Raw genomic sequence first — 15,664 nt, forward strand, 5'->3', positions numbered from 1 at the left:
AAATATCTCGGGAGGGAAACGATTATGTTTAATAAAGATTGCATCGCTATGCTGTTGGCGGGAGGAGAGGGGAAAAGATTAGCCCCATTAACCTCAAGTATTGCTAAACCCGCTGTACCGTTCGGCGGGCACTACCGGATTATCGATTTTCCTCTCAGCAACTGCGTAAATTCAGGCATCGACACGGTTGGTGTACTGACGCAGTACCAAGCTGAATCTTTACACGATCACATTGGTGGAGGAGAGCCATGGGGACATGGTAATTCGAGTGAGGCAGGAATCTCCCTGCTTCCATCTTATCATACAGGAAATGACGAATACTTGGGAACGGCGGATGCTATTTATAAAAATATGGACTATATTGACCAACAAAACCCCGAAAATGTTCTAATTTTGTCGGGAGACCACATTTATCATATGGATTATCGTGAAATGCTGGAGGCACATAAAGCAAATAATGCCGTTGCGACTATCTCCGTGATGGAAGTCCCTTGGGACGAAGCACATCGCTTTGGCATTATGGCAGCGGATGAAAACATGCGCGTTACTGAATTTGCCGAAAAGCCAGCTGAGCCGAAGAGTAACCTTGCTTCCATGGGCATTTACATGTTTAACTGGGAGTATCTGAAACGCCATCTTCTGCTGGATGCAGCCAATCCGGAATCCAGTCATGACTTTGGTAAAGATGTGATCCCGCAAATGCTCAATGAGAACAACTCCCTTTACGTTTATAACTTTAATGGGTATTGGAAAGACGTAGGTACGGTGAAAAGTCTGTGGGATGCCCACATGGATCTTTTGTACAACGAAGAAAACTGGAGCCTGCATAAGGATCACTGGCCGATGTTCACTCGTGACTGGAAAACCAAATTGACTGCTCACAAAGCTCGTCATTCGCGGACTGAGCATATGGCATCCATGATCCATGAATCCTGCGCCATTGAAGGCCACGCTGAGCGCTCTGTAATTTTCTGCGGTGCTGAAGTGGGCAAAGGCTCTGAAGTGAAAGATAGTGTCGTTATGCCAAATGCTCGTGTGGGTAGAGGGGTGCACATCGAACGTGCCATTATTGGTGAAGGAGCCATCATCAAAGACGGAGCCATCGTCAAGGGCACTGCTGATGAGATTGTCGTTGTGGGCCCAAATGAGATTGTATCTGCCAAGCCGGCAGTACGCACTCAGCCAGCCCGTATGCTGAAAGAAGTGTATGAGAAAACAGGTCGCTTGCGTGCAGGTGAACTTTCGTCATAACATACTAAAAAAGGTGAGCCGTTAATGGCTCGCCTTTTTTGGTGTATTGATGTATTCATTGGATCTCACACCTCTTTTGGATCCGATGGATTCTGTTGTATCCCTGTCTCCGAACCGGGACCAGGAGTGCTGTCATCCGCTTGATATTCGCTTCCCATCTCTTCTTCCGGCAACGCAGGCAGCGCAATGGTAACGGTTGTACCCGATCCGAGTTCACTTTGCATAATGATCGTTCCCTCATGTAATTCCACGAGTTCCTGCGTTATGGCCAGCCCCAATCCTGTTCCACCGTTCTGGTGATTCACCTGGAAGAAACGGTCGCGAACCTTGATAAGATGTTCTTCACTGATCCCGATCCCTGTATCCTGAACAGCCGCGATGATCTTCCCATCCTCTTCTTTTACCGACAAGTAAATCCAAGAATTTTCGTGGGAAAATTTGATTGCATTGTCTACGATGTTAAGAAATACTTGTTTCAGCCGATTTCCATCTCCGAACACATTAAATGCACGATTCTCATCTGTATCCAGCTTCAAATGTATTTGCTTTTGTTCGGCCTTGGCCCAAACGTTTAACATGGTTTCCTGTACAATCTCACGAATGCTGACTGTCCCTTTAACCAGTTTCATTTGATTTTGCTGCAGCTTGGAGAAATCCAACATCTCTTCGACAAGTCCGATCAAACGCTCGGTTTCTTTTGAAATGATACTCATCCCAATGCGGGTCTCGTCCGGGTCATAACCACCCGAATCCAGCGTCTCACTCCAGCCTTTGATACTGGTCAGAGGTGTCCTGAGTTCATGGGAAATCGAAGAAATGAAATCATCCTTGATCTGGTTACTCCGGACAATCTCATGAGCCATAAAATTCAGCGTAGAAGCCAATTCGCCAAGCTCATGCTTGTAGTTTCCTTTGACCCTGACATCCAGACGTCCTCTGGCCATCTGAGCAGAAACCGCAGTGATATTGTTAATCGGACGAACAATGGAGTTCGCCATCCCAATGCTGATAATCAGGACGATGGCCAGAACGGCCACACCAACGGCAACGGCAAGCAATCCCATAACCAGCAGCTTGGAATTAACGTTTTCGAGGGAGGTCAAGTATCTTACAATGTAAGTATTTTCCCCGCCCAGGTCAATTTTTTGAGAAACAGCCATGACTTGCTCTCCGGTACCCGGTTGTCTGCCGACCCATCGGCCTGTATTGCCGTTCATCGCCTGCATGATATCACTTGTCTGCAATACAGCCCGATCAGACTCAAAGGCCGCTGAGCTTGCCAGCACTCGTCCGTTGAGATCGAGAATTTCGAGCTCTGCTCTGGAAAAATTCAAATTCGTAAGTAATTTGGACAGATTCCCATTATCCGCATTATCTTCTCGGGCAATAGGCTCCAAAAAGTCTTTGGACATGGAGATATGAGAGCTGATGGTGTTATAGATACTCTCATAGTAATATCGCTGCACCGCGAGCATGAAAATAAACTCCACCAATAACAGAGCAAGCAGAACTACGATAAAATAGTGCAATACAATCTGCCTGGTGATACCCTTTTTAATCATTGCTCCCGGCCCTTCCATTTGTACCCATGACCCCATACTGTCTGCAGGTATTCAGGTTCGGAAGGATTGTTCTCAATTTTTTGTCGCAGACGACGGATATTCACGTCCACAATTTTCGGATCACCCATATACTCTTTACCCCAGACATGATCCAGCAGCAGATCACGACTGAGCGGTGTATTTTCTTTTTCCAGGAAGAACTGAATAAGTGAAAATTCCGTTGGCGTCAACTCAATTAATTCGTTTTGTTTCTTGAATTGTTTTGAGATCAGATCAAGCGAGAACGGACCGGATTGGAAAGTGACCTTAGCTGCGGTCTCCCGATGTACGTTCACTCTGCGCAGCAAAGATTGAATACGTGCAATCAGTTCCGTCGGACTGAAGGGCTTGCTTACATGATCGTCTGCTCCAACCGAGAGAGCATATACTTTGTCCTGTTCCTGAACCTTGGCCGTCAGGAAGATAATGCCCAAACGTTCATTGGTTTCGCGGATACGACGACACACTTCAAAACCGTCAATTCCTGGTACCATCACATCCAGAAGAGCCAGATCAATATCCGGTACAGTCTGCAGAATGCGAAGCGCTTCATGCCCATCTCCGGCTTCAAGCACTTCGAACCCGTTTCTTTTTAAATTAATGACTATAAAACTGCGGATGGATTCTTCATCCTCAAGAATAAGTACTTTACTCATTAAGTTCTCCCTTTCTGTTCAGTTGAGACATATTATCCAGTAATCCCTCGTTGCTATCCTGGGCATTACGCGAAGCAATCACCCGATCGTTCGTACGGGTAATTTCTTTCCACCTCTTCCCTTTTTCCTGCTCCCATTGGGAAAGGGTGAAATACTTAATTTCACCTACGGTTTCATCTGTATCAATCATTTTAAATCGAATATATTTTTCCTTTTCCGATTTGGTGTCAATCGTGATTTTACCGTACCACTCAGGTTTTAAGTTCAAATGAAAGAGATTGGCATCATCACGGTACTGGAATGAGACAAATTCTTTCCCATCCTTGCCATCCCATTGATAAAAGGTATAGAACCACATGCGTGAATCAAATACGTAATGTTCCCAGCCTTTTGGAGTTTCCTTTAGCCCAAATTCAATAATACCATCATTGTTGAAATCACCGCTTAAAATTTTGTCATCTCTGTAGGTTTGGTCAGGCGATTTGAACGCATTTACCAGTTTGTTATCCTTCACATAAATAATCTGTGAAAACGAACTGCGGTCATCCAGCTCTGCGTCCAGCACAATCCCCATCTTATCCTTAGCAATCTCTCCACCCAGAGCATTGTAGATCTCTTTTACCGTGTAATCGGTTTGAAGACGATCCACTTCCTTAAAGCTGCCTTCATCGTATTGATATAAAGCAATGCTTGCGAAACCACTGTTATTCAGGGCTACAATGGCAAAGTCGTTTTTCCCATCCCCGTTCAGATCCAGTGTGTTTCCTTGCAAATCATCAATAATATATTGGTTATATGGAACGCCACCCAAGACCTGCTCAAGTGCACCGCCCTTGTAAGAGTATGCTGTCAGTGCTTTTTGTTCTTGCAGACTCACACCAAGAATTATATCCGGATTCCCATCGTTCGTAATGTCCAATACTTTAAAGGATTGAAGCTCGCTGCCCGGCACATCAAACGTCAGCTTTTTAACCCACGTATCTCCCTGTTCCTCCAATAACATGCCATGGATTCGTACATTTTCATTGGGGGTTTCATAAAATACGATCGCTTCACGGGTTCCGTCACCGTCGAGATCTTCCACACGAATCATGCTGGTGTTGTTCATGTCTTTGGGGCGAATAAGTGCGCTCTCAGGCGGCTGCTCCTTCTGAACAACATAAAACAATTTCTCTTTATCCATGGATAGCATGGGTTTCTTCATCAAACCCTTGGGGTCGCTAATGACCGTGCATCCGCTAAGAACAGAGCCAAGCACGATTGTGACCGCTCCACAAGCTAACAGGCGCACCCATCGTGAGTTAAGCAATTTCATCACTCATTTCAATAGTTTAAATCATGTTTTTTTCTTTTTGCGTCAGCCTACGTCCACGTATATCAAAAGCAATCTTACCTTCCGCAAGACCCCAGATGCGTGTGGCATGTTTCTCCGCCATTTCAATCGGTAGAACCGCGATGACTGTAGCACGGTCTTCTTCACACAGTTTGCGTAATGTTTCGAGAACGGTATCTGCCGTGTGCGGATCAAGTCCAATTACAGGTTCATCCGCGAGGATTACTTTAGCACCATGTGCGAGAGCACGGGCAATGGCAACACGCTGCTTCTCACCACCGCTAAGCTTTTCCGCAGTTTGATGTGCTTTATCCAGAAGTCCTAACCCCTCCAGATAATCCATGGCCCCCATATAATCATCCGAACGGACCATGCCAGTCACCATTCTCCACCAAGGCGTCTGACCCGATCGACCGATTAATACGTTCTTGAGTGCCGTACGCCTAGGATAGAGCTGAGGATTCTGTTCCAAGTATGCCCATTCACGCTTAATTTTCCGTTTACCGGACCAGCCTTCTTTTATAATTTCGACACCGTCAACCGTAAATCGGCCGCCATCCCATTTCTCCAACATGGCCAGGCACTTAAGCAGCATGCTTTTTCCACTACCGCTGGAACCGATTACTGCGATCATTTCACCCTGTTGCATATCAAATCGTATATCCCGCAGAACCGGAACCCGGTCCGCTCCAACGGATTTACTCAAATTCTCAACTCTGATCATCGCGATGTCTCCTCTTGTCCATGTTTTTCCCTACTATATAGTGTACTCGGAAATGGACATCAATTTCCATGCGAACACCAGCTTCTATTTTACCACAGATTGGGGGATGGGTTTATTCCGGAATAATACACCTGCAGCACCAAAAAGCAGATACATGCATCCAAGCAGGGTAAACATGCTTCCAGGCGAAATCCAATTGATCATTTGACCACCCACATTCGGTCCCAAAATACTGCCAATCGTAAAATGGAACGATGCCACCACGTTGGCTGCCGGCAGGAGTGCCTTAGGTAGAATATCTGCAGCATAGGCAAGTCCAAGCGAGAAGAAGGAACCTACCAGACCTCCTGCTATGGTTAGCAACACCAGCGTCCACCAGAAATGAGTCCCGGCCACGGGTACCAGCATGAACATGACCCCGCCTGCAATACCGGCAGACATTAACACCCTTTTGCGTCCAAATCGGTCACTTAGCATACCCAAGGGTAACTGGAGGAACAATCCACCGATTCCCACAAACGGCAGCAAAGATGAGATCTGATTGGCATCAAAACCGATTCGCAATCCGTATACCGGGAAGTTACTGTTCATGCCCGCTTCCATATAACCATACAAAAGCGCCGGTATTAAAGCATACCAGGCCCAGGACCAACTGCGACGGAAACGACGTTCAGGTAGTTGTCCATGCTCTGTTTTTTCCGGTTTGGTGTCGGGAAGCTTCATTAATACAAGCAAGAGTACGGCTCCCATACAAACGAAAAGAACCCAGAACGGGACAGCCTCGCCAAACCCAAGCAGTTTGATGCCCAATGGGCCTATACTGAAACCAAGTCCATAGGACATGCCGTATAGGGATATGTAACGCCCTCTTTTTTCGGGTGCCGTAACGAGAAGTACCCAGAGCTGGGCAGCATAATGCAATGCGCTATCACCAATACCTACGGCAAGACGAAGGATAAACCATATTTTAATATCCGGAAAATACGGAAAAAGGATCAGTGGAAACATAACAAATAACAGACCGCCGACAATCAGTTTCTTGAAACCGACAGCGCCAAGAAGCCGTTCCGCGATCAAGGTCATTGCAAAGGAACCCACATACAGCGCCGCTGCATTAAGGCCGTTTAATCCGGGGGATACTCCTTTTTGCTCGAGAAAAATGGATAATACCGGAAGCAATAGTCCCTGACTAATGCCTGCAACAACAATAACGATGATTAGGATAAGATAGTTAGATGTAGAATGTGATGATTTTGCGACATTAACCGATGACACGAATTTCATTCCTCCTGCGGACAAACAAAGAAAAATCGCCATCGCTGACGACTTTTCGCATGTTATTCATATTCATATGATAAAGCGTTGCTGCACCGGTGCATTTGCCCCGGACTTGAACATTATAGTGGACAACGCCCTGCAAAACAAGCCATAATAGTACATAAGTCGCTGCGTACATTAGATGTGACGGGAGGATTCTGCATCGTTATGACTTATCATGTTAAAATTGATGTTTCACCGATATATGAAATGCTGAACAGTTTTCTTGTATATGTTACAAAAAAGTGGATTCAACATCTGGATGTTGGTCCCGAATGGATTCTTGAAGTCGAAGGCAAACTAAGTTCCAATGTACGAGCTGCTCTCGCGCCTGCCTCGACTTGGCCTTTTGATGATTTTGATGTCTTGTTTGCATGGGCGGCCTATCGGACTAGCTCTTCAGAAAATCAGGATTTTCTGAACATGCTTGCGGAACTGACTACAGAAGAGCTGTTTGCTCGTGTATCTCCTCTGCTGCCAAGTATTACAATAAAAGAAACGACACGCATTCGGGACAGCTATGTGCCGCTGCTTCGTCTCTGGGATCAGCATTACTGCCGAAGCATTAGTGAAGATCATCGTACCTGGCTGGAAGAGGACGCGGATGAGAAGCGCACTCTTTTGGGTAAAATGGGACCAGAACTGCTTATCGAATATGCAACAGCAGGTGTTATCGTGGAGCCTATGCCTGGACTTGACGAAGTCATCCTGTTTCCGACTGTACATAACCGTCCAATCAATATGTACTGCTTCTATGAAGGCATGATGATTATGCAGTATCCTGTTGATATCCCTGAAGAAAATGAAGACCAGCCGCCGACCTGTCTGCTGCGTTTCACACATGCCTTGGCCGATCCCGAACGACTTCGTTTGCTTCGTTACGTATCCGATGAACCGAAATCGCTCGCGGAGATGTGTGAAGAATTGAACAAAGATGAAGACATGGTCAAAGACCAGGTTATGGCGTTACGTATCGCAGGTCTGCTGCGAACCCATCTGCTCGGCAGTAACCGCAAAGAGAAATACAGTATCCGGCCGGATGGCGTGTCTGAATTAAACATGTTCCTGGAATCCTATATTCGCATATAAAAGAGGATGCATTGGAGTTGCCGGCTGCAAGGAGTGAGTTGAATGAACACCATTAAACAGCATATTATTTTTGACCTGGACGATACACTTGTCTATTGCAACAAATATTTCAACCTGGTTCTGGGTGAATTCTTTGAAAACATGCAGGAGTGGTTTGACCCTCATGCATTAACGGTTCAGGAAATCCGTGACAAACAACTGGAGATCGACGTGACAGGAGTAAACAAAGTGGGATTTGCAAGTCATCATTTTCCCGAGTCCCTCATTGATACGTATCGTTATTTCTCTCAAAAGTATGAAAGAGCCACGTCATCTGAAGAAGAATCGTTTCTTACCAAGCTCGGCATGAGCGTATACGATCAAGAGGTAGAGCCATATCCTCACATGGTCGAGACACTGGAGAGCCTTCAATCGGCTGGACATTCCCTCTATCTGTACACCGGAGGCGAAACCGTGATACAGCAGCGGAAGATTGATCAGATGAAGTTGTCAGCTTATTTTGATGACCGTATCTATATCCGACAACACAAAAACGTTGAAGCTCTTGAAGGCATTCTGTCTTCCGGACCGTTCGACCGCAGGACTACGTGGATGATCGGAAATTCATTACGCACGGATATTCTGCCAGCGGTAACCGCCGGAATCCACAGTATTTATATCAAACAGCCAAATGAATGGCAGTATAATATTGTTGAACTTCAGCCAAATCCGGAAACATCGATGTATACCATCACTGCTCTGGAAGAGGTACCGAAGATCATTCATGAAAATATTCAACAACAGCAACAAAAAAGGACCCTTGGTTAAGGGTCCTTTTTGTGTATCGATTAGAGATATGTTATTTCTCAGAGCAGATCTATGATTCCTGCCTTTCAGCAGAAAGCTTACCTGAAGTAAGATCCTGCAGGATAATCCGCGCCTTGACCGTACTCCCGTCTTTTCGTTTGAAGGCCAGTACCTGTGTGCTTCCTTTCTCAATCAGAGACTTTAGCATCGTACTGGTTATTTTTTTGCCGACATACTCTTTCCAGATGACAAATCCGCAGCCTTCCTTGAATCGGGTACACCCATATCCTTTCTTGCCTTCAATAATCTGACCGGTGCATCCCGGAGAAGGACAAGACGCCAAGGGTTCACGAACGCCGGTTTTCCCGGAAGATGCAGATGGTGCCTTCGCCACTGAGGTGGCCGTGTTACCCGATCTGGAGACAGCTGCTGATGTCTGACGTGATGTTTTGGGTGCTGAAGCGGCAGATTTGGTCGTCGTTCTCGTTCCGGCTCTTGAAGCTTTCACTCCCTTGCCTTTACCACGCCCCCCGCGTGAATCTTCCCCGAATGCATCTGCTGGTGCAGGAGCCTGAACACGGACCTTATCTATGATGGACATGGTGAACTTCTTTACGTTCTCCATAAACTTATCCTGTCCGGCTTCCCCCTTGGAGATCTGATACAGTCTTCTCTCCCATTGCCCCGTCATTTCAGGGGATGTTAACAGATCCACACCGGCCCGGCGAATTAATTCAATCGCTGTCCGGCCTTTCAGCGTCAACTGCATCTTTTTCCCCTGCATCGTAATATAACCGACATTTTTAAGCCTTTCAATGGTAGCAGCACGTGTTGCTGGCGTACCCAGTCCACTGTCTTTCATTGCATCTCGCAGTTCTTCATTCTCAATCTGCTTGCCTGCGCTTTCCATCGCTTTCAGCAGAGTTCCCTCGGTATAACTTTTGGGTGGTTGGGTTGCTTTTTCCTTAAACTCGCTCTTGATACATTGGACTGGAAGTTCGGGCTGTACCGAGAACGTCTTGTCTGTCCACTCCTCTGCATCTTCATCCTCATTGCTGCTCTTCTTCGTTTTTTTCTTGCCAGAGCCGTTCTGCTCCTGATCCGAAGAAGGCAAAACCACTTTCCACCCCAGTGACAGCAGCTCCTTCACGGAAGTTTTGAACTGATGCTGCTCAACCTCTGTAAGCACAGTATGCTGTTTGTACTCTGCCGGTGGATAGAAATGAGACAAAAACCGTCTAACGATCAAGTCGTAGATGTTCTGCTCATCCTTGGATAAAGTACCCGGACGCTTCAGCGTAGGCAATATAGCATGGTGATCCTCTACCTTGGATGGATTGCAAACGCCCTTGTTGTTTTTGTGAACCAATTCAGGTTTAGCACCAATTGCAAGTTCACTATATGGCCCGTTTTTCAGCAGATTCAATGTCTTGTGCATACCCTCAATATTCTGTTCCGTAACATAGTTGGAATTGGTACGCGGATACGAAATGACCTTGTGTTTCTCATACAAGGCCTGTGCGATATCCAATGTTTTTTTCGCTCCGTATCCGTATTTCGCATTAGCCTCACGCTGTAAAAGAGTCAGATCATATAACCTGTACGGGTACTCCTTCGTTTGCTTCGCCTCATACTTGGAAATATGTCCGGTCTTGCCCTTCACACTTGTGGCTATCGCTTCAGCAGCCTCAGCATCTGTAAGCTTGTCTCCTTGACGCATACCTTTATACTCGACGCCATCCTGACGAAACCAGGCGGCCACTTCATAAAAGGTCTGTGACTGAAACGCCTCTATCTCGATTTCCCGATCATAAATCAGCGCGAGTACCGGCGTCTGCACACGTCCAACAGACAATAACGCATTATGCCGAGTTGTAAAAGCACGTGAAGCATTCATGCCAATCAGCCAATCGGCCTCACTTCGAGCCCGGGCAGCATGGGTCAGGTTTTCGAACTCGGATGCATCCTTCAGTCCGTCGAATCCGCGTTTGATGCTTTCAGCAGTCAGATCCGAGATCCATAAACGCTTAACAGGCTGACGCAGCTTCAATTGTTGTTGAATCAGCGCAAAAATATACTGCCCCTCTCGTCCTGCGTCACATGCATTTACGATCGCTGAAGCTCGTTTAGCAAGTTCTCCGATGATCTTCAGTTGATCTTTCGTTTTGGGATTGGGCACAATTTTGAACTGATCCGGAATGATTGGCAGATCGGCAATATTCCATCGCTTGTATTTCGTATCATACGCATCCGGTTCAGCAAGCCCGAGCAGGTGACCAATCGCCCAAGTGATGATGTAATGCTCACCTTCAAGATAACTGCGATTGTTCTTGGCTCTTGGTTCTATGACGGCGGCAATGGTTCGTCCCATATCAGGCTTTTCCGCTATAACCAGTGTCTTCATCCGTCCATCTCTCCTCCTTCACCGTCCGCATGACGGCAAAAAGGGGCCTTCCGCCCACGGAAGCCCCTTGCTTCTGAAACCTATTATATCAGATTTTGATTCCGGGAGCATCCTCCACGGATGAATTAACCTGCCGCCTGCTCATTTATGGCCTGCTTTTCCCGGCACTCCTTGCACACACCCTGAAAATCAAGTCGGTGATCTGTCACTGCAAAACCATATTGACGTTCAATCTGCTGTTCCAGACGAAGCAAACCATCTTCCATAATTTCTTCTACAGTTCCACACTCCGTGCAGATCAAGTGGTGATGATGATGGGAGCCATCTGTACTTCGCAGATCGAAGCGGGCAGCCCCATCTCCAAAATTGATTTTCTCTACAACCTGAAGATCACTTAACAGCTCCAGTGTACGATATACAGTAGCCAGCCCGATCTCTGGAAACTGTTCTTTCACCAGCAGAAACACTTCTTCGGCGCTAAAATGATCCTTCTCATGCTCAAGCAGTACACGTACCGTTACTTCACGTTGTTGAGTTAGTTTATATCCCTTATCAACCAATTGCTTTTTAATCTCGAATATCTGTTCTGAAATGGACTTCTCCCGGTTTCTTGCCATAGCAGGTTGCACCTCCGGATATATCATTCTCTATTTACGATGTCATTGTCATTTATTTTCTTATTTATAATAATTATAATCTAATAATAAGTCTTTATGACTTAAAAAGCAATGCTCTACCTCACACTTGCAATAATTATTTTCGTTCTAGGTGAAATAGATATAACAAAAAAACAACCCTCACTGATAGCGAGAGTTGTTTTGTAACTTCCATAATAATATCAATTATTGCCATATGCAGATTATACAAGAACAGTGGCACCCATCAAATATTTATCCACTTCACGAGCTGCTTCGCGGCCTTCGTTGATAGCCCATACAACCAGACTTTGACCACGACGCATGTCGCCTGCAGCAAATACTTTATCCACATTGGTATTGTACTTGCCGTAACGAGCCTTTACATTGGTACGACGATCTGTTGCAAGACCCAGCTGTTCAACCAGTGTTTGCTCCGGTCCATCAAAACCGATTGCGATCATTGCCATTTGGGCAGGGAATACGCGCTCAGTTCCAGGGATAGGCTGATAGATCTTACGACCCGTTTCATCGACAATACGCTCAATTTGTACCGTATGCAATTCTTTGAGATTGCCCTCTTCATCACCAACAAATTTAGTTGTCATGATAGAGAATTCACGCGGATCTTGACCGAAGAGTGCTTTGGCTTCCTCTTGTGCATAATCCAGCGTATATACATTCGGGAACTGCGGCCAAGGATTATTAATGCGATCCCGTTCCATAGGAGCCTGTGTATGTGTACCAAATTGGGTTACGGTCCGGCAACCATGACGAAGCGATGTAGCTACACAGTCAGAACCGGTATCCCCGCCACCAATAACGATGACATCCTTGTCTTGTGCGGAGATATAGTTTCCATCTTCCAGGTTGGAGTCCAGATAACTTTTGATACTTCCATTCAGGAAGTCCATAGCGTAATGCACGCCTTTCAAGTCGCTTCCTTCAATGTTGAATTCACGCGGCTTCGTTGCACCTCCACACAGTACAACAGCATCAAACTCGTCTACCAATTGCTGCGCAGGGATATCTTTGCCAATTTCTGTATTCGTCACGAACTGAACGCCTTCCGCTTCAAGCAGGTCCACACGACGTTGAACCACTTTTTTGTCCAGTTTCATCGTAGGAATGCCATACATCAGCAAACCACCCACACGGTCCGAACGCTCATAGACAGTTACCGTATGACCGGCTTTGTTCAATTGAGCCGCAGTAGCCAGTCCGGCAGGACCAGAACCAACAACCGCTACACGTTTACCCGTACGCTTCTCCGGAGGTTGGGGAACCACCCATCCTTCTTCAAAACCTTTTTCAATGATGGCTTCTTCAATCGTTTTGATGGTTACAGGCTGGCCAATCAGGCCAACGGTACAGGATCCTTCACACGGAGCCGGACAGACACGACCTGTAAACTCGGGAAAATTATTTGTTTTGTGCAGACGATCAAGTGCCTCTCGCCACAATCCGCGATATACAAGATTATTCCATTCCGGAATCAGGTTATGCACAGGACAGCCCGACGTTCCGCCAGTCATATCTATACCTGTATGGCAATACGGGGTACCACAATCCATGCATCGCGCACCTTGTGTTCTGAGCTCTTCTTCAGCCATATGTTTATGAAACTCTTCCCAATCCTTAACCCGCTCAGCCGGCTCCCGGTCTGCAGGCAGCTGCCGTTTGTATTCCATAAATCCAGTAGGTGTAGACATCTTACGTTTTCCCCCATCCGTTCTCGTCTTAATCCCTTCATTGGCATGGTTCTATATGAAATGGATTACTCATGCTGAGTTTTTGTCTATTGTATCACAAAATCTTCTCGAAGATATTTCAATTATAGTAGCATTTCGACAACTGAATATTAAATGGATTATCCGCATAATTATTTGTATTTTATACATCATATCGTCAGGTTTACCTGTGGTCAATACCCTTATTTTGGTGCTTAAAACTGTAATCAATCGTCTGATCAAACGTTTATTATGTCGTATAAGAGCTAAAACGTCACATGAATGTAAGCTAATTTGCCATAAAAACCAAGCAATTCAGCATGTATCTTCTCCTATTTCCGAATATTAACTCGAATTTAGGGCTTTACAACGGTGAATCCCCATAACTTTTATACTTTTTTACGAATTGGTGATAATTTTTATGTTCTTCCCTCTAATTTTCAATGCTTTAAATGTTATATTCGTGTAAACCATAGAAAATGGCATGATGTCCGCTATTTTCACAAAAAAAAAGACGCTGTTCACGAATATTTCGTAAATCAGCGTCTTGATCATTGAACAGATCGCAACGTATCTTCTTGTGGCTCTTTAGACTCGCCCCTTATGCAACCTTAGCGTTTTCGTTCATAAAACTCAAACGTATAGGCATACACATTTTTTTCATCCTGTTCGCCTTCAATCTGCTCTGTTAGCTCCCATTCCGACCAATCCACTTCCGGGAAAAAGGTATCTCCCTCGAACTCCTCATGGATTTTGGTAACGACCAGACGATCTGCTAAAGGGAGAAACTCACGATATACCTGGGAACCGCCGATCACACATAGTTCATCGCCCTTGGTCGCTTCAAGCCCCTCTTCAATGGTATGCACCACTTCAGCTTGCTCCACCTTGTAGTTCAGATCTCTGGTGACCACAATATTCCGCCGTTGCGGGAGCGGCTTACCACCAAAGGATTCCCACGTATTACGACCCATAATAATCGTTTTGTTCAACGTGCGTTGTTTAAAAAAAGCCATATCTTTGGGCAGACGCCATGGAATCGAATTGTTTAAACCAATAACACCGTTCTCGCCCATAGCCCATACAAGTTCAATACTCAAATGCTACACACCTTCTTTCAAGTCTGCTTATACTGCAATTGGAGCTTTGATGCCCGGATGATGCTGGTAGTTTTCAAACTCAAAGTCTTCAAACTTGTAATCGAAAATGGAATCGGGCTTACGTTTAATGATCAACTTAGGCAAAGCATAAGGTTCACGCTCAAGCTGTGTTTTCACCTGTTCCACATGGTTGGAATAGATGTGTACATCCCCGCCTGACCAGATGAAATCACCCACCTCAAGGTCACATTGTTGGGCAATCATATGTGTCAGCAAGGCGTAGCTCGCAATGTTAAACGGCAGTCCAAGGAATGTATCCACGGAACGCATGGTTAGCATACAGGATAATTTACCCTCCGCCACATAAAACTGAAACGCAAAATGGCATGGGGGAAGCTTCATGTTGTTGATTTCTGCCACATTCCATGCACTTACGAGATGACGGCGTGAATCCGGGTTATTTTTGATTGAATCAATAACTGCTGCGATTTGATCAATTTTCTCTCCATTGGGTGCTTCCCATGTTCTCCACTGTGAACCGTAAACGGGGCCCAGATCGCCGTTTTCATCGGCCCAATCGTCCCAGATCTTGACTCCGTTTTCTTTCAAGTAAGCAATATTCGTATCCCCACTCAAAAACCATAACAGTTCATGAATGACTGATTTTAGATGAATTCGTTTGGTTGTAACCAAAGGAAATCCTTCCGAAAGATCATAACGGAGTTGTCTGCCGAAGACAGATTGAGTTCCGGTTCCGGTACGATCTCCTTTGTGCACACCATTGTTCAGGATATCCTGTAATAAATCGAGATAGTTTTTCACGTTGTACTCCCCCACTACGATATCTTTTAATTTCATTCCATACAAAAACTAAATAAACAAAAAATACTCGCTGTGACCGAGTTCTGCTAACTTACATTGCTTAAAAACAATGCCCCTCCATTGGGTCAAAACCTGTTTTATACGTTGTTATAGTGTACCATATTGATCTTCTTATTGCATGATCCTTGTTTGAACAATATCTGCATATAAAAAAGG

General features: G+C 45.5%; 13 protein-coding genes. 3 read left to right on the forward strand and 10 right to left on the reverse strand.

The window, feature by feature from the left end:
- Positions 1-24 precede the first annotated feature (24 nt).
- Positions 25-1,251 (forward strand): glucose-1-phosphate adenylyltransferase, encoded by a 1,227-nt coding sequence (locus AAIH57_RS08100; RefSeq protein ID WP_175399000.1) that lies wholly within the window; start codon positions 25-27, stop codon positions 1,249-1,251.
- Positions 1,252-1,316: 65 nt separating this feature from the next.
- Here AAIH57_RS08100 and AAIH57_RS08105 read toward each other — a convergent pair whose 3' ends face one another.
- The 5 genes from AAIH57_RS08105 to AAIH57_RS08125 form a co-directional block, all read right to left on the reverse strand.
- The gene (locus AAIH57_RS08105; RefSeq protein WP_430021213.1) at positions 1,317-2,813 is read right to left on the reverse strand and encodes a sensor histidine kinase; all 1,497 of its coding nucleotides are present in this window, start codon (positions 2,811-2,813) and stop codon (positions 1,317-1,319) included.
- Positions 2,810-3,508: a response regulator transcription factor gene (locus AAIH57_RS08110; RefSeq protein WP_095286490.1), complete on the reverse strand. Its 699-nt coding sequence runs from the start codon at positions 3,506-3,508 to the stop codon at positions 2,810-2,812. Before AAIH57_RS08110 ends, AAIH57_RS08105 begins: the two co-directional genes overlap by 4 nt.
- Positions 3,501-4,817, reverse strand: a complete 1,317-nt coding sequence (locus tag AAIH57_RS08115; RefSeq protein ID WP_175399002.1) for a hypothetical protein — start codon at positions 4,815-4,817, stop codon at positions 3,501-3,503. Before AAIH57_RS08115 ends, AAIH57_RS08110 begins: the two co-directional genes overlap by 8 nt.
- Before the next feature lie 22 nt (positions 4,818-4,839).
- Positions 4,840-5,565 (reverse strand): phosphonate ABC transporter ATP-binding protein, encoded by a 726-nt coding sequence (locus AAIH57_RS08120; protein WP_430021214.1) that lies wholly within the window; start codon positions 5,563-5,565, stop codon positions 4,840-4,842.
- Between the two features lie 84 nt (positions 5,566-5,649).
- The gene (locus tag AAIH57_RS08125; protein ID WP_430021215.1) at positions 5,650-6,849 is read right to left on the reverse strand and encodes an MFS transporter; all 1,200 of its coding nucleotides are present in this window, start codon (positions 6,847-6,849) and stop codon (positions 5,650-5,652) included.
- A 201-nt stretch (positions 6,850-7,050) separates the two neighbouring features.
- On the opposite strand from AAIH57_RS08125, the gene AAIH57_RS08130 reads away from it, so the two are divergent.
- Positions 7,051-7,971: an ArsR/SmtB family transcription factor gene (locus AAIH57_RS08130; RefSeq protein ID WP_430021216.1), complete on the forward strand. Its 921-nt coding sequence runs from the start codon at positions 7,051-7,053 to the stop codon at positions 7,969-7,971.
- Between the two features lie 42 nt (positions 7,972-8,013).
- Entirely contained in the window at positions 8,014-8,778 is a 765-nt protein-coding gene (locus tag AAIH57_RS08135; RefSeq protein ID WP_175399006.1) for an HAD family hydrolase, read from the forward strand.
- A 49-nt stretch (positions 8,779-8,827) separates the two neighbouring features.
- Here AAIH57_RS08135 and AAIH57_RS08140 read toward each other — a convergent pair whose 3' ends face one another.
- The 5 genes from AAIH57_RS08140 to thyA form a co-directional block, all read right to left on the reverse strand.
- Entirely contained in the window at positions 8,828-11,161 is a 2,334-nt protein-coding gene (locus AAIH57_RS08140; RefSeq protein ID WP_430021217.1) for a DNA topoisomerase 3, read from the reverse strand.
- Between the two features lie 125 nt (positions 11,162-11,286).
- On the reverse strand, positions 11,287-11,778 hold the full coding sequence (locus AAIH57_RS08145) for a Fur family transcriptional regulator (RefSeq protein WP_217506587.1): 492 nt from the start codon (positions 11,776-11,778) through the stop codon (positions 11,287-11,289).
- 242 nt (positions 11,779-12,020) lie between these two features.
- On the reverse strand, positions 12,021-13,508 hold the full coding sequence (locus AAIH57_RS08150) for a glutamate synthase subunit beta (RefSeq protein ID WP_175399008.1): 1,488 nt from the start codon (positions 13,506-13,508) through the stop codon (positions 12,021-12,023).
- 629 nt (positions 13,509-14,137) lie between these two features.
- Positions 14,138-14,626: a dihydrofolate reductase gene (locus AAIH57_RS08155; RefSeq protein ID WP_430021218.1), complete on the reverse strand. Its 489-nt coding sequence runs from the start codon at positions 14,624-14,626 to the stop codon at positions 14,138-14,140.
- Between the two features lie 27 nt (positions 14,627-14,653).
- Positions 14,654-15,448 (reverse strand): thymidylate synthase, encoded by a 795-nt coding sequence (gene thyA / locus AAIH57_RS08160; RefSeq protein WP_312884373.1) that lies wholly within the window; start codon positions 15,446-15,448, stop codon positions 14,654-14,656.
- Positions 15,449-15,664 lie beyond the last annotated feature (216 nt).

The sequence above is a fragment of the Paenibacillus sp. MABNR03 genome (assembly GCF_050455445.1).
GTDB lineage: Bacteria > Bacillota > Bacilli > Paenibacillales > Paenibacillaceae > Paenibacillus > Paenibacillus xylanilyticus.

Coding starts and splice junctions, on each gene's coding strand:
- AAIH57_RS08100 (WP_175399000.1), top strand. CDS start 25: ATGTTTAATAAAGATTGCATCGCTATGCTGTTGGCGGGAGGAGAGGGG.
- AAIH57_RS08105 (WP_430021213.1), bottom strand. CDS start 2,813: ATGATTAAAAAGGGTATCACCAGGCAGATTGTATTGCACTATTTTATC.
- AAIH57_RS08110 (WP_095286490.1), bottom strand. CDS start 3,508: ATGAGTAAAGTACTTATTCTTGAGGATGAAGAATCCATCCGCAGTTTT.
- AAIH57_RS08120 (WP_430021214.1), bottom strand. CDS start 5,565: ATGATCAGAGTTGAGAATTTGAGTAAATCCGTTGGAGCGGACCGGGTT.
- AAIH57_RS08125 (WP_430021215.1), bottom strand. CDS start 6,849: ATGAAATTCGTGTCATCGGTTAATGTCGCAAAATCATCACATTCTACA.
- AAIH57_RS08130 (WP_430021216.1), top strand. CDS start 7,051: ATGACTTATCATGTTAAAATTGATGTTTCACCGATATATGAAATGCTG.
- AAIH57_RS08135 (WP_175399006.1), top strand. CDS start 8,014: ATGAACACCATTAAACAGCATATTATTTTTGACCTGGACGATACACTT.
- AAIH57_RS08140 (WP_430021217.1), bottom strand. CDS start 11,161: ATGAAGACACTGGTTATAGCGGAAAAGCCTGATATGGGACGAACCATT.
- AAIH57_RS08145 (WP_217506587.1), bottom strand. CDS start 11,778: ATGGCAAGAAACCGGGAGAAGTCCATTTCAGAACAGATATTCGAGATT.
- AAIH57_RS08150 (WP_175399008.1), bottom strand. CDS start 13,508: ATGTCTACACCTACTGGATTTATGGAATACAAACGGCAGCTGCCTGCA.